This window comes from Pantoea sp. S18 (assembly GCF_045689705.1).
Lineage (GTDB): Bacteria > Pseudomonadota > Gammaproteobacteria > Enterobacterales > Enterobacteriaceae > Pantoea > Pantoea symbiotica.
Window position 1 is genome coordinate 2,528,116 of record NZ_CP142688.1, and the last position, 13,723, is coordinate 2,541,838.

General features: G+C 55.0%; 9 protein-coding genes. 1 reads left to right on the forward strand and 8 read right to left on the reverse strand.

Annotated features, from left to right (window positions below):
- Position 1 precedes the first annotated feature (1 nt).
- From efeO to putP, 3 genes are all read right to left on the reverse strand, one after another.
- Positions 2–1,120, reverse strand: a complete 1,119-nt coding sequence (gene efeO / locus VIJ98_RS11730) for an iron uptake system protein EfeO (RefSeq protein WP_323274123.1) — start codon at positions 1,118–1,120, stop codon at positions 2–4.
- 54 nt (positions 1,121–1,174) lie between these two features.
- Complete coding sequence (efeU, locus tag VIJ98_RS11735) at positions 1,175–2,008, reverse strand: iron uptake transporter permease EfeU (RefSeq protein WP_008105324.1); 834 nt, start codon at positions 2,006–2,008, stop codon at positions 1,175–1,177.
- 218 nt (positions 2,009–2,226) lie between these two features.
- Complete coding sequence (gene putP / locus VIJ98_RS11740; protein WP_061718473.1) at positions 2,227–3,711, reverse strand: sodium/proline symporter PutP; 1,485 nt, start codon at positions 3,709–3,711, stop codon at positions 2,227–2,229.
- 447 nt (positions 3,712–4,158) lie between these two features.
- Here putP and putA point away from each other — a divergent pair, with 447 nt between their 5' ends.
- Positions 4,159–8,103: a trifunctional transcriptional regulator/proline dehydrogenase/L-glutamate gamma-semialdehyde dehydrogenase gene (gene putA, locus VIJ98_RS11745; protein WP_323274126.1), complete on the forward strand. Its 3,945-nt coding sequence runs from the start codon at positions 4,159–4,161 to the stop codon at positions 8,101–8,103.
- Between the two features lie 408 nt (positions 8,104–8,511).
- On the opposite strand, the gene VIJ98_RS11750 is transcribed toward putA, so the two are convergent.
- The 5 genes from VIJ98_RS11750 to tcyJ form a co-directional block, all read right to left on the reverse strand.
- A complete protein-coding gene (locus VIJ98_RS11750) occupies positions 8,512–9,594 on the reverse strand; it encodes an acyltransferase family protein (RefSeq protein ID WP_061718470.1) in 1,083 nt (360 codons plus the stop codon).
- A gap of 454 nt (positions 9,595–10,048) precedes the next feature.
- On the reverse strand, positions 10,049–11,137 hold the full coding sequence (locus VIJ98_RS11755) for an acyltransferase family protein (RefSeq protein WP_008105331.1): 1,089 nt from the start codon (positions 11,135–11,137) through the stop codon (positions 10,049–10,051).
- Positions 11,138–11,494: 357 nt separating this feature from the next.
- Positions 11,495–12,247, reverse strand: a complete 753-nt coding sequence (tcyN, locus tag VIJ98_RS11760) for an L-cystine ABC transporter ATP-binding protein TcyN (RefSeq protein ID WP_323274131.1) — start codon at positions 12,245–12,247, stop codon at positions 11,495–11,497.
- Positions 12,244–12,912 (reverse strand): cystine ABC transporter permease, encoded by a 669-nt coding sequence (gene tcyL / locus VIJ98_RS11765; protein WP_323274133.1) that lies wholly within the window; start codon positions 12,910–12,912, stop codon positions 12,244–12,246. The genes tcyN and tcyL overlap by 4 nt, the downstream gene beginning before the upstream one ends.
- Positions 12,912–13,712 carry a cystine ABC transporter substrate-binding protein gene (gene tcyJ / locus VIJ98_RS11770; RefSeq protein ID WP_323274135.1) on the reverse strand — a complete coding sequence of 267 codons (801 nt, stop codon included), beginning with the start codon at positions 13,710–13,712 and terminating at the stop codon, positions 12,912–12,914. Before tcyJ ends, tcyL begins: the two co-directional genes overlap by 1 nt.
- Positions 13,713–13,723 lie beyond the last annotated feature (11 nt).

Here is a 13,723-nt window from a genome sequence, read left to right on the forward strand (position 1 = left end):
ATCAGTCGAGACCCAAGGTTCCACGCAGCAGGGAGAGATCTTCCGCCAACGTAGTAATCGGGCCTTTCAGCGCATTACGGTCAGCGGCGGTCAGTTTTTCGTACGACTCAAAGCCGTCTTTGGTGCGATATTTGCTGAGAATACCGTCCACTTTTTTGAAGTTGGCATCCACTTTCGCCAGCAGCTGCGGATTGTTTTTCTGCAGCAACGGACGCAGCAGATCAACAATTTTCTGCGCGCCATCGATGTTGGCCTGGAAGTCAGAGAGATCGGTACGGCTGTAACGGTCTTCTTCACCGGAGATTTTGCTGGAGGCCACTTCTTCAATCAGACCGGCCGCGCCGCCGACCACTTTCGCCGGTGGGAACGCCAGTTCGCTGATGCGGGTTTGCAGATCCAGCACATCCTGATTCAGCTTAGTGGCAAACTCTTCAGCACCTTTGGTGGTGTTATCGGCGAACAGGATTTTTTCCAGACGGTGGAAACCGGTGAATTTCGGATCTTCGTTTTTCTTCTCGAAGTCATCTTCACGCGCATCAATGCTGCCATCGAGGTCGGAGAACAGCTCAGCGATCGGTTCGATACGCTCGTAATGCACGCGCGTTGGCGCATACAAAGCTTTAGCTTTCTCGACATCACCGGCTTTCACCGCATCGGTAAACGCCTTGGTGCCCGCCACCAGCTCTTTCACTTCATTCATCACGTAGACTTTGTAATCGGCGATAGGGCCAACCAGCTCCAGCACATCCAGTTTGCCGGATGCTGCTTTCTTCGCATCACCACTCACTACCAGCTTGCCTTTCGGATTGCTCAGCAGGCCGCAGGTCATGTCATATTCGCCCGCTTCCAGATTGGCGGTCAGTTTCTGGCTGAAGCCTGGCGCGATGTTTTCACGCTCTTCCACCACCATCACCCCTTTCAAAATCTCCCACTCCAGCGCTTTCTGGCTGTTGTTTTTGATGATGAACTGGGTTTTACCGGCCTGCACGTTGAGCGACATCGGCTCACATTGTTTGTCGGTCACGGTAACCGTGACTTGCGGGACGGCAGCAGCAGAAGCGGCACCGGAAAGCGCCAGCATAGCAACCAACAGCGCCTTACGGCGGAAGCGAATCGTCATAGTGATATCCCTGTTACATGGAAGAACAGGCGCGCAATCGCGCCTGATTTAATTTCAGCGAGTGGTGCGCGCCGCGTTGATCGAAGGTCGCGCCGGGAAGAAGAACAGCAGTAGCGCCGGAATAAGGTAGATGAGCCACATCGCCACTTCGCTGACGCTTGGCGCTTCCTGATAGCCCAAAATCCCTTCCAGCAGCGTGCCGAATACCGAGTGCGTTGACAGCGTGTTGCTCATATCGAACGCGACATCCTGGAAGTGATTCCACAATCCGGCTTCATGGAAGGCGCGAATGGCACCGGCGGCCAATCCGGCGGCAACAAACAGAATGAACAAGCTGGTCCAGCGGAAAAAGTGCGCGAGGTTGAGGCGAATGCCGCCGTAATAGAGCAAAAAGCCCAGCGCCACGGCAGTAGCCAAGCCGAGCACCGCGCCGAGCGGCGGCGCATACCCGACATCCTGAGTGAAAGCGGCCAGCAGGAAAAACACCGATTCCAGCCCTTCACGCGCCACCGCGAGAAACACCATCAGCACCAGCGGAAAGCCGCTGCCGCCCTGCTTCTGCAGCGCCTGATCGACGGATTTTTCCAGCGTGGCTTTGATATTGCGCGAGACTTTGCGCATCCAGAACACCATCGACGTCAGGATCACCACGGCAATCACCGCGACGATGCCTTCGAACAGCTCCTGCTGTTTTTGCGGGAACTCACCGGTGGTTTCATTGATGAAGATACCCAACGCTAAGCAGAGCGCGGCAGCGATAAATACGCCAGCCCACATCGCGGGAAACCATTGGGTGCGCTGGGTGCGTTTGAGATAGCTAGCAATCAGGCTGACGATGAGCGCTGCTTCCAGACCTTCGCGCAGCATGATGAGAAAGGGAACGAACATCACCAACCTCTTGAATTTTAAGAAGAGTAAAGCTTGGGTAAAAAAACGTAAAGTGCGAACGATATCGATTATCATTATCGCAAGAAGAAATACAAGTCACAGCGGGAAATTAATTTTGATTTTGCGGGTTGGAGAGCGGGAAGATGGGGGATGGTCGCCATAAATGGCGACCCTACAGATGTGGGAATGAGGTCGCCATGAATGGCGACCCTACGGAGTTACTTGCTTTGGTATTCGGCTTCGGCTGCGGCAAAGCGCTGCTGCGCGGCTTCAGATGGGCCACGACCCAACAGGCTGAACACCACAATCGCGATGCTGGCGAAGGCGAAGCCAGGAATGATTTCGTACAAATCGGTGTAACCGTAAGATTTCCACAGCAACACGGTCAGCGCACCCACCACCATACCGGCCAGCGCGCCGTTGCGCGTCATACGCTTCCAGCACACGCCGAACAACACTACCGGACCAAACGCGGCACCAAATCCTGCCCACGCATAGCTGACTAAACCAAGTACGCGGTTTTCCGGATTCGCCGCCAGCGCGATAGCGATCAACGCAATCAGCAGCACCATCAAGCGCCCTACCCACACCAGCTCTTTCTGGCTGGCATTTTTGCGCAGGAAGCCTTTATACAAGTCTTCGGTCAGGGCGCTGGAGCACACCAGCAACTGACAGCTCAGCGTAGACATCACCGCTGCCAGAATCGCAGAGAGTAAGATACCGGCAATCCATGGGTTGAACAGAATACGCGCCAGCTCAATAAACACGCGCTCGCCGTTCTGGCTCACGTTAGCCGCGTGTTCTGGATGGTTCTGGAAGTAAGCGATACCAAAGAAGCCGACGGCAACCGCACCCGCCAGGCACAGGATCATCCAAATCATGCCGATGCGACGCGCAGTGCGAATGGTGTGATGCGAATCCGCCGCCATAAAGCGCGCCAGAATATGCGGCTGACCAAAGTAGCCGAGGCCCCAACCGAGCAGCGAAATCACCGCGACAAAGTTCAGTCCTTTCAGCATGTCGAGATTCTCAAGGCTTTTCGCCTTAATCACCGCCATGGATTCATCCAGGCCACCTACCGCGACGATGACAATCACCGGAGTCAGAATCAGCGCAAAGATCATCAGACTCGCTTGCACGGTATCGGTCCAGCTCACCGCGAGGAAACCGCCCACCAGCGTATACAGAATGGTGGCTGCGGCACCGGCCCACAGCGCGGTCTGGTAATCCATACCAAAGGTGCTTTCAAACAGACGCGCACCGGCGACCACGCCAGAAGCACAATAGATAGTGAAGAAGATCAGAATCACCACCGCCGAGATAACGCGCAGCAGTTTGCTGTTGTCCTCGAAACGGCTGGAGAAGAAGTCTGGCAGGGTTAACGCATTATCATGATGTTCGGTCTGCACACGCAGACGACCGGCAACGATGCGCCAGTTCAGCCATGCGCCAATAATCAGGCCGATGGCGATCCAGCTTTCTGAAATACCGGAAAGGAATATGGCGCCCGGCAGGCCCATCAATAACCAGCCGCTCATATCGGAAGCACCGGCAGACAGCGCGGTGACCACGCTACCTAAACTGCGTCCACCGAGAATATAGTCGTCAAAACTTTTGGTTGAACGGTAAGCAATAAAACCGATTAACACCATCCCAAGGATATAAACGATAAAGGTCACCAACATCGGTGTACTTATACTCATCTGACTCTCCACTTATTATTTGATCCACTAAGAGAAATCTTCTAATCATCGCTGCCGGAACGGGGCAACGGCATGATTTGACCGCATCCAGAGAAAGCGATTTCTCTTAAGGCGCGGTATCCTGCCGCAAAGGTGCGGCGCGCACAATGCATTTAACACAGCTGTCACATTGGTTTCACCTCACTTCGTAATTCATCTGTCATAAGGTTGCACGCGCTCACACTTTAGGTTGCACCTTAAGACATACAAGAACCGTCTCGTTTACATCAGTTGCAACCTTGGCGAGTTTCTTGCAGCAAGTTTCATGCCGCTTTTACAGCATTAACATTTAAGCCGGTTAAAAACGTGCAACCTGAGTCACATTTAACACGGTTGCACAAAGTTGCAACATAGGTGATATTGCTGCCACGCAAGCGATGAATCACTATTTTCGAGGACGAGGACATCATGGGAACCACTACCATGGGGGTGAAGCTGGATGAAGCCACCCGCGATCGCATTAAACTGGCAGCACAGAAACTTGACCGCACATCACACTGGCTGATCAAACAGGCGATTTTTAACTATCTGGAGCAGCTGGAAGCCGGTGAATCCGTGCCGGAAATCCCGCAACAGTTAATCGATGCGCTGGCTGATGAAGGCGTGCCAGAAGAGTCACTGCAGCCTTTCCTCGACTTCGCAGAACACATTTTGCCGCAGTCGGTAACGCGTTCGGCAATCACTGCCGCGTGGCGTCGTCCTGAGACCGATGCCGTGCCGATGCTGCTGGAGCAAGCGCGTCTCCCTGCCCCGCTGGCAGAGAAAACCCATCAGTTGGCTTACAGCCTCGCCGACAAGTTGCGGCACCAGAAAGGTGCAACCGGGCGCGCTGGCATGGTGCAAAGTTTGCTGCAGGAGTTCTCGCTCTCTTCACAGGAAGGTGTGGCGCTGATGTGTCTGGCGGAGGCGCTGCTGCGTATTCCGGATAAACCGACGCGTGATGCGCTGATCCGCGACAAGATCAGCAACGGCAACTGGCAGTCGCATCTGGGCCGCAGCCCGTCGATGTTCGTCAACGCCGCCACCTGGGGCTTGCTGTTTACCGGCCGTCTGGTCTCTACCCACAACGAAGCTAACCTGTCGCGCTCGCTCAATCGCATTATCGGCAAGAGTGGCGAACCGCTGATCCGCAAAGGCGTCGACATGGCGATGCGCCTGATGGGCGAGCAGTTTGTTACCGGTGAAACCATCGCCGAAGCGCTGGCCAATGCGCGCAAGCTGGAAGAGAAAGGTTTCCGTTACTCTTACGACATGCTGGGCGAAGCGGCGCTGACCGCCAGCGATGCCAAAGCCTATTTGGTGTCCTATCAGCAGGCGATTCACGCCATCGGCAAAGCGTCGAATGGTCGCGGTATTTATGAAGGTCCGGGCATCTCGATTAAGCTGTCGGCGCTGCATCCGCGCTACAGCCGCGCGCAGTATGAACGCGTGATGGACGAGCTTTATCCCATCCTCAAATCCCTGACGCTGCTGGCGCGCTCGTATGACATCGGTATCAACATTGATGCGGAAGAAGCCGACCGTCTTGAACTGTCGCTCGACCTGCTGGAAAAACTCTGTTTCGAGCCGGAGCTGGAAGGCTGGAACGGCATCGGCTTTGTGATTCAGGCGTATCAAAAGCGCTGTCCATTTGTGATTGATTCGCTGATTGACCTAGCGCAGCGCAGCCGTCGTCGCCTAATGATCCGCCTGGTAAAAGGCGCGTACTGGGACAGCGAAATCAAACGCGCGCAGATTGATGGTCTGGAAGGCTATCCGGTTTACACCCGCAAGGTGTACACCGACATCTCTTATCTGGCCTGCGCACGCAAACTGCTGGCGGTGCCGAATCTGATCTATCCGCAGTTTGCTACCCACAACGCGCACACGCTGGCAGCGATCTACCAGCTGGCAGGTAATAACTATTATCCGGGCCAGTACGAATTCCAGTGCCTGCACGGCATGGGTGAACCGCTGTACGAGCAGGTGGTTGGCAAAGTTGCTGATGGCAAACTGAATCGTCCGTGCCGTATTTATGCGCCGGTCGGCACCCACGAAACGCTGCTGGCGTATCTGGTGCGTCGTCTGCTGGAGAACGGTGCCAATACCTCCTTCGTGAACCGCATCGCCGATAACACCTTGCCGCTGGATGAGCTGGTCGCAGATCCGGTTGCCGCAGTGGAGAAGATGGGCGTCGCGGAAGGCGCGGTAGGTTTACCGCATCCGAAAATCCCGCTGCCGCGCGATCTGTATGGCGCCAAGCGTGCCAACTCCGCTGGTCTGGATATGGCCAACGAACATCGTCTGGCGTCGCTTTCCAGCGCCCTGCTTAACAGCGCCAGCCAGCCGTGGATTGCCCAGCCGCTGGTAGAAGGTGAATTAGGCGAAGGCGTCAGCCGTCCGGTGCTGAATCCTGCCGCGCCAGCGGATGTCGTGGGCAGCGTGCGTGAAGCCACCGAAGCCGAAGTGTCGGATGCGCTGGATGCGGCGGTGAATGCCGGTCCGATCTGGTTCGCCACACCGCCGCAGGAGCGCGCCGCAATTCTGGAACGTGCTGCCGAAGCGATGGAAGGCCAGATGCAGCAGCTGATCGGCTTGCTGGTGCGTGAAGCCGGTAAAACCTACAACAACGCCATCGCCGAAGTGCGTGAAGCGGTCGATTTCCTCTACTACTACGCGGGCATGGTACGCGATGATTTCGATAACGAAACCCATCGTCCGCTGGGTCCGGTAGTGTGCATCAGTCCGTGGAACTTCCCGCTGGCAATCTTTGCCGGACAAGTTGCCGCAGCATTGGCAGCCGGTAACAGCGTGCTGGCGAAACCGGCAGAGCAAACTCCGCTAATTGCCGCGCAGGCGGTGCAAATTCTGCTGGATGCCGGCGTACCGAAAGGTGTGCTGCAACTGTTGCCGGGCCAGGGCGAAACCGTGGGCGCGCAACTGACTGGCGACGAGCGCGTGCGCGGTGTGATGTTTACCGGTTCAACAGCTGTTGCGACGCTGCTGCAGCGCAATTTGGCCGGTCGTCTCGATCCTCAGGGTCGTCCAACGCCGCTGATCGCCGAAACCGGCGGCATGAACGCGATGATCGTGGATTCCTCAGCGCTCACCGAACAGGTGGTTGTCGATATCGTTGCCTCGGCGTTTGATAGCGCCGGTCAACGCTGCTCGGCGCTGCGTCTGCTGTGCGTGCAGGATGATGTGGCCGATCACACGCTGAAAATGCTGCGTGGTGCGATGGCGGAGTGCCGCATGGGCAACCCGGAACGTCTCTCGACTGACATTGGCCCAGTGATTGATGCCGAAGCCAAAGCCAATATCGAGCGTCATATTCAGGCGCTGCGCAACAAAGGCTTTAAGGTGTATCAGGCGGCGCAGGAGAATCCACAGGATACTAAAGAGTGGAACAGCGGCACCTTTATTAAGCCGACGCTGATTGAGCTGGATCAGGTCAGCGATCTGGATAAAGAGGTGTTTGGTCCGGTGCTGCACGTGGTACGTTTCTCGCGCAATAACTTACCGCAGCTGGTCGAGCAGATTAACGCGTCGGGTTACGGCCTGACGCTCGGCGTGCATACGCGTATCGATGAAACTATCGCGCAGGTAACGGCGACGGCTAAAGTCGGCAACCTGTACGTGAACCGCAATATGGTTGGTGCGGTGGTTGGCGTGCAGCCGTTCGGCGGCGAAGGCTTGTCGGGCACCGGTCCAAAAGCCGGTGGCCCGCTCTATCTGTATCGCCTGCTGGCCAATCGTCCAGACGGTGCGCTGCGCATCACCTTTGATCGTCAGGATGCTGAGCGTCCGGTTGACAGCACGGTGCGTGCCGAGTTGATGCGTGCCCATCAGGCATTGCAGCAATGGGCGCAGGATAAGCCTGAGCTGCTGGCGCTGTGTCAGCGTTACGACGAGCTGGCGCAGGCCGGTACGGTGCGTCTGCTGCCGGGCCCAACTGGCGAGCGCAACACCTTTACCCTGCTGCCGCGCGAACATGTGCTGTGCATCGCCGATAACGCGGAAGATGCGCTGACGCAGTTGGCGGCAGTGACCAGCGTCGGCAGCCAAGCCATCTGGCAGGATGATGAGCTGCATAGTGCGCTGCGTAAGTCTTTACCAGCGGAGGTGCAAGCGCACATCAAGCTGGTGAAGGATGCGCTGGCGGCGGAGTTTGATGCGGTGATTTATCACGGTGATGCCGATCAGCTACGCAGTCTGTGTGAGCAGGTCGCGGCACGCGATGGCGCGATTGTTTCGGTGCAAGGCTTTGCACGAGGTGAAACCAATCTGCTGCTGGAACGTTTGCTGATTGAGCGCTCACTGAGCGTCAATACCGCCGCAGCGGGCGGTAATGCGAGTTTGATGACTATCGGTTAAGTTCGCGCTAAGCAGCATGCCGACATCGTAGGGTGCGCATTCATGCGCACCTGGTCGCCATAAATGGCAACCCTACGGGATTTACAGCGATTGTGAGCCAGGAAAAGGCATTGCTGCTAAAACGAGGGTGTTGAGGCGACATCCCATCTCGCTGAGCGAATGAGGGATTCCAGGGCGAGCCGCAAGGATGCGGCGAGATGTGGCGCTGAGCAGGAGCGAATCGCCACCGGTCCGTCAGGAATCGTGAATGAGTGAAGGTACCGCGCAGCGGCGAATTGGGCTGGCGCAAGGCCCGGGAGTGCAGAGGGCGCGGCCAGGCGCCCTATGCTCGGTCGCCGCACGGCACAGCTGAAACTACCTGATTACGTGGCGAACGAAAGTCGCTCAGGTGCTTAACTGAAACCTGCTTCACGCCGCAGACTTATTCCGCTTCAATCCAATCAGCGTTGGAAACACAAACAGCGACTGCCCCAATCCACGATTGGTCACTTGCCATACCGCAACTGAACACAGCGAACAAATTCCAACGATCGCCAGCGGATAGAAGCAGGCCCACAGTATCGAGAACCACGCTTGCTCAAACAGGTGATGACGCTGGGCGAATAGAATCGCCGACATGCCGAAGAACTCAATGAAGATGCGGTGAATCACGTAGATTTGCAGCGTATTGCGCCCGACCCAATTCAAATAGCTCATCTTGAAATGCGCATTCAACCAGCGACACGCCGCCACGCTGAACAGCACCGCAAGGATGCACATGAACAAACTCTTATCCAATCCAAAGATGACGTGCAGGCCAGACAGCGCGGCCAATATCGCCCACGGCACAATGTTATCGCGTCGCCATTCACTGAGACGCAGCATCATCGGGCTCCAGAAAGCACCCAGCAGGAAGAACAAGAAATACTGCGCCACGCTTTGTGGTCCCCAATACGGAATGATCTTCTCCACCGCCAGATAGTTCAGCGCAATCGCCACCACCAGCAACGCCACTTTCTGCTGTTTAAAGATCTTGGCGCACAGGAAATAGAGCGCTAAGCCGTAGAGATACCACGAGGTACTCATGGCGAGGAACGTGAGCTTTAAGAACTCCAGCAGCGAACCGGCATACGCCGCGTTGAGGTTCTGCGAAATACGCTGCCCGGTGATCTCGGTAGAGATGCCAACAATCGACCACCACTGAATAAAGCCCCACAGAATATAGAGATAAAACAGGTTGGTGATGCGGCTGGTAAACACCTGTTTCCACGGCCGATTTAAAATACCGTTCGTGGCTAATAAACCCGATACAAAGAAAAATGCTGGCATACGCAGCGGCGACAATACGGTATTAAACTGCACCCATATTTCTGCTGGGATCCAACCCGCCGTCAATAATTTCACCGTGCCTTCGAATCCAGGTAATACGGTGTGATACAACACCACCAGTAATATGCAGGCTCCCTTGAGGGTATTTATCCATGCGATATCTTCTTTCCTGGCGTTATTCATATGATGACTCCCGCTGCTGTTGCTGTGTAGGTCTTAAGGAGAAGGTTGAGGAAATAAGCGTTGATGCATTTATGATTATTCAACGATTATTAAACAGCGGGCGAAGGCATGATGTAGCGAAAGTCCTAAATGTTTTTTTGTGGTCCTGATATAACAATACTTTACAGATCCAGACAAAAATAGAACCCTGAGCAGGCTAAGGAAATTTGCCTTAATTAGAGTCACTAAAAGGTTATTAAGTAAAATAAGTGTGAGCGGTGTCGCGCAGGGAAATTAAGAACAATCCACCCTTTCTTATGCCAGATTAAATTCAAATCCTAAATAAAGAATTATTTAATGTGGCAAATGGATAAGCGTGAATATTTGCATTGTGGTAACGAGGAAGTTGATTGGACGCCATTAATGGCGACCAACCAACAAACATAATCAGGGCCAGCAAACTGGCCCGATTAAATTATTGCTGCGGTGCGCTTTTGTTCTCGAGCGCAGATTTACGCAACAGGCGCGGATAGAGAAATAGCATGCGGCCCGGACCACGGTTGAGCAGCGTCCACACCAGCAGCGAAATACTGGTACACAACGCAACGCCGGTAATTGGCATTAGCAGCGCCCATGCCCAGCTAAAGGCGGTATTGTCAAACCAGCCATAATGCACCGCCAGCACAATCGCACTCAGCCCCAGCAGCTCAATAAAGATGCGGTGCAGCACGTAGATTTGCAGCGTGTTGCGGCCAATCCAGTTGAGCCACGCCATATTGAATCGTTCATTGAGGAAGCGGCACAGTACAATGCCAAACACGATGGTTAGCAGGCTGTAGAACGGATTTTTATAGATGCCGCCAACATGATGCAGCAGGCCAATCAACGCAATGCCGCCCAGCATCAACCAGTGCTGACGCTTCAGCTCGCTCAACTCAATCAACGCCTGGCTGAAGAACACGCCGAGCAGGAAGTAGAGATAGTTCTGCGCCACGCTGGCAGGTCCCCAGCCGGGAATCAGGCTGAACTGCGCCGCATAGGTGGCGACAATTGCCAGCGCCATCAAGGCCAGCTTCTGTTTGTGGAACAGCTTGGTGAACAGGAAGAATCCGGCCAGCGCGTAGAGATACCACAGGCTGGTCATTGAGGTCATCAGCAGCTTAACGAACTCAAACGGCGTGTCGGCATAGGCAGCGTTTTTCGTGCTGGAGAGCCGTTCACCCAGATGCGTGGAGATGTAGTGAATGCTTAACCACTGAATCACGCCCCACAGCAGGTAGAGATAGACGATGTTGCTGAACTTCTTGGTGAACACCTCTTTCCAGCTCTTTTTGGTGATTGAGCTGGCGGCCAGCAAACCGGAGACAAAGAAGAAAGCCGGCATGCGCAGCGGAGACAGATAGGTGTTAAACGCCACCCACCAGTGCGCTGGCAGCAGTCCAGCGGTGAGATGATGCAGCGAAGGCGCGAACGTGGTGATGATGGAGTGATGTAACACCACCATCAAAATGCAGCCCCCTTTGAGCGTGTTGATCCAGAGGACCTCTTTCCTGGCAGTCGTCATTGCTATGTCCTAATTGCGCCATGAATTTGTAAAGAATTATTTATATTTACAAAGATGTCTCAATCAGGACTTTCCTAATAAGAAAAATCTCGGAATCACTGAGGCGAGAGAAGGTTAATTTATCATTATATTCATTGTGTTATATTTAATTCTGAAATTAACTTTAGGATAAAACCGAGAGATAAAGACCAGCAGATAATGAGTAAAAACCGGTTATTTCTTTATTGGACGTCTTGCAATTGAGTAGAAATATCGATGAGCGGTTAAGCGGTGCGCATGAATGCGCACCCTACGATGTAACGTGCAGGATGCGCATTGTCTTGTAGGGTCGCCAGTTGGGGTGACCTGGCGTTTAAATCACTGGTTCAAAAACTTGTCGAGAAATTGCCGGGTACGCGCCTGCTGCGGATTACTGAACAGCTCCTTTGCCGCGCCCTGCTCCACGATGCGTCCCTGATCCATAAAGATGGCGCGATCCGCGACGTCACGCGCAAAGCTCATCTCATGGGTGACGATCACCATGGTGCGTTTCTCCTGCGCCAGCGCGCGAATAGTGTTAAGAACCTCGCCCACCAGTTCAGGATCAAGCGCCGAGGTCGGCTCATCGAACAGAATCACTTCCGGACGCATCGCCAGCGCGCGCGCAATCGCCACACGCTGCTGCTGTCCGCCGGAAAGACGACGCGGGAAACTCTCTTCCTTGCCGTGCAATCCCACTTTCTCCAGCAAACTGCGCGCCCGCGCGATGGCTTCTGCCTTCGGTTCGCCCTTGACGATCACCGGCCCTTCAATGATGTTCTCCAGCACCGAGCGGTGCGGGAACAGATTGAAGTTCTGGAACACAAAGCCAACCTGCTGACGCAACTGGCGCACCAGCAGCTTCTGCTTATTGAGGCCGAGCGCCGCATCAATGGCGATATCACCGACTTTGATACGTCCGCTTTCCGGCACTTCCAGCAGATTGATACTGCGCAGCAGCGTGGTTTTACCGGAACCGCTCGGCCCGATAATTGCCACCACTTCGCCTGGCGCCACGTCGAGATCGATGCCGTGCAGCACCGTCTGGCCGTGAAACTGTTTCACTAGCTGACGGACTTCAATTGCACTCATTTGCCCTCCCGATCCTGTCGATTCACATGCGCTTCAAGGCGGTTTTGCAACGCCGACATCACGGTCGCCATCACCCAGTAAATCAGCGAAGCCGCCAGATACATGGTGAACACTTCCAGCGTCCGTGAGGTGATCAGCTGCGCCTGACGGAACAGCTCCGGCACCTGAATGGTGGCGGCCAGCGAGGTATCTTTCACCAGGCTGATAAAGCTGTTGCCCAGCGGCGGCAGCGCGGTGCGCGCGGCCTGCGGCAGGATCACGCGACGTAGCGTTTGCCACGGCGTCATGCCGATGCTGGCAGCGGCTTCCCACTGCCCCCGTTCAATTGAGGCAATCGCGCCACGCAATGATTCAGAAGCGTAAGCGGCGGTATTCAGCGACAGACCAATCATCGCCGACGGAATCGGATCCAGCTCGATACCAAACTGTGGCAGACCGTAATAGATCATAAACAGTTGGGCGATGAGCGGCGTGCCACGAAAAATCGACACGTAGATGCGCGCCAGCCAGTTGATTGGCCAGAAGTGCGACAGACGCATCAGCGCCAGCACGAAGCCGAGTATCAGGCCGAAGAACATCCCGCCGATACTCAGCTGCAGCGTGAACAGCGCGCCTTTCAGTAAAAATGGTGCTGAATCCAGCACCAGTTGTAAGCTTTCCTGCATTATTTAGTGACGTCCGCGCCGAACCATTTCTCAGACAGTTTGCTCAGCGAGCCATCTTTCTGCATGTCCGCGATGGCAGAATCGATCGCTTTCAGCAGATCGTCGTTGCCTTTACGCAGCGCCACGCCCGATTCCAGACGCGAGAAGGCCGGGCCCGCTACTGCCATGGTGTCGCCGGTTTTCTTCACCAGATCCAGCGCCGCTAAGCGGTCCACCAGAATGGCGTCTAAACGGCCTGAACGCAGATCCTGATATTTGGTTGGGTCATCATCATAGGTACGCACATCGGCTTTAGGCACGTTATCTTTCAGCCACTGCTCGTAGTTGGAGCCGAGGCCAACGCCGACTTTCTTGCCTGCCAGATCGTCTGGCTTAGTGACGGTGGCCGCGTTTTTCTTCAGCGTCAGCGCCTGCACGCCAGAGATGGTGTACGGCGTGGAGAAGTCATACTTCTTCTTACGCTCTGGCGAGATGGTAACCTGGTTGATCACAACGTCGATGCGTTTGGAATCCAGCGAGGCCAGCATGCCATCCCATTTGGTAGGACGCAGATCGGCTTTCACACCGAGGTGTTTCGCCAGCTCCTGCGCGAATTCCACTTCAAAACCGGTCAGCTGGCCTTTTTCGTCCTGGAAGCTGAACGGCGGATAAGTGCCTTCCAGACCGACGCGCAGCTCGCCTTTACTCTTCACTTTTGCCAGCAAATCTTCGGCGGCGAAGGATTTAGCGTTAACGCCCGCAACCAGCGCGACCGCCATCATGCCCATCACCATTTGGCGACGAATAGGAGAGAAAATCATGTTTACCCCAT

Bases quoted from the DNA above. Each gene is read 5' to 3' on its own strand.
- efeO (WP_323274123.1), bottom strand. From the start codon at position 1,120: ATGACGATTCGCTTCCGCCGTAAGGCGCTGTTGGTTGCTATGCTGGCG.
- efeU (WP_008105324.1), bottom strand. From the start codon at position 2,008: ATGTTCGTTCCCTTTCTCATCATGCTGCGCGAAGGTCTGGAAGCAGCG.
- putP (WP_061718473.1), bottom strand. From the start codon at position 3,711: ATGAGTATAAGTACACCGATGTTGGTGACCTTTATCGTTTATATCCTT.
- putA (WP_323274126.1), top strand. From the start codon at position 4,159: ATGGGAACCACTACCATGGGGGTGAAGCTGGATGAAGCCACCCGCGAT.
- VIJ98_RS11750 (WP_061718470.1), bottom strand. From the start codon at position 9,594: ATGAATAACGCCAGGAAAGAAGATATCGCATGGATAAATACCCTCAAG.
- VIJ98_RS11755 (WP_008105331.1), bottom strand. From the start codon at position 11,137: ATGACGACTGCCAGGAAAGAGGTCCTCTGGATCAACACGCTCAAAGGG.
- tcyN (WP_323274131.1), bottom strand. From the start codon at position 12,247: ATGAGTGCAATTGAAGTCCGTCAGCTAGTGAAACAGTTTCACGGCCAG.
- tcyL (WP_323274133.1), bottom strand. From the start codon at position 12,912: ATGCAGGAAAGCTTACAACTGGTGCTGGATTCAGCACCATTTTTACTG.
- tcyJ (WP_323274135.1), bottom strand. From the start codon at position 13,712: ATGATTTTCTCTCCTATTCGTCGCCAAATGGTGATGGGCATGATGGCG.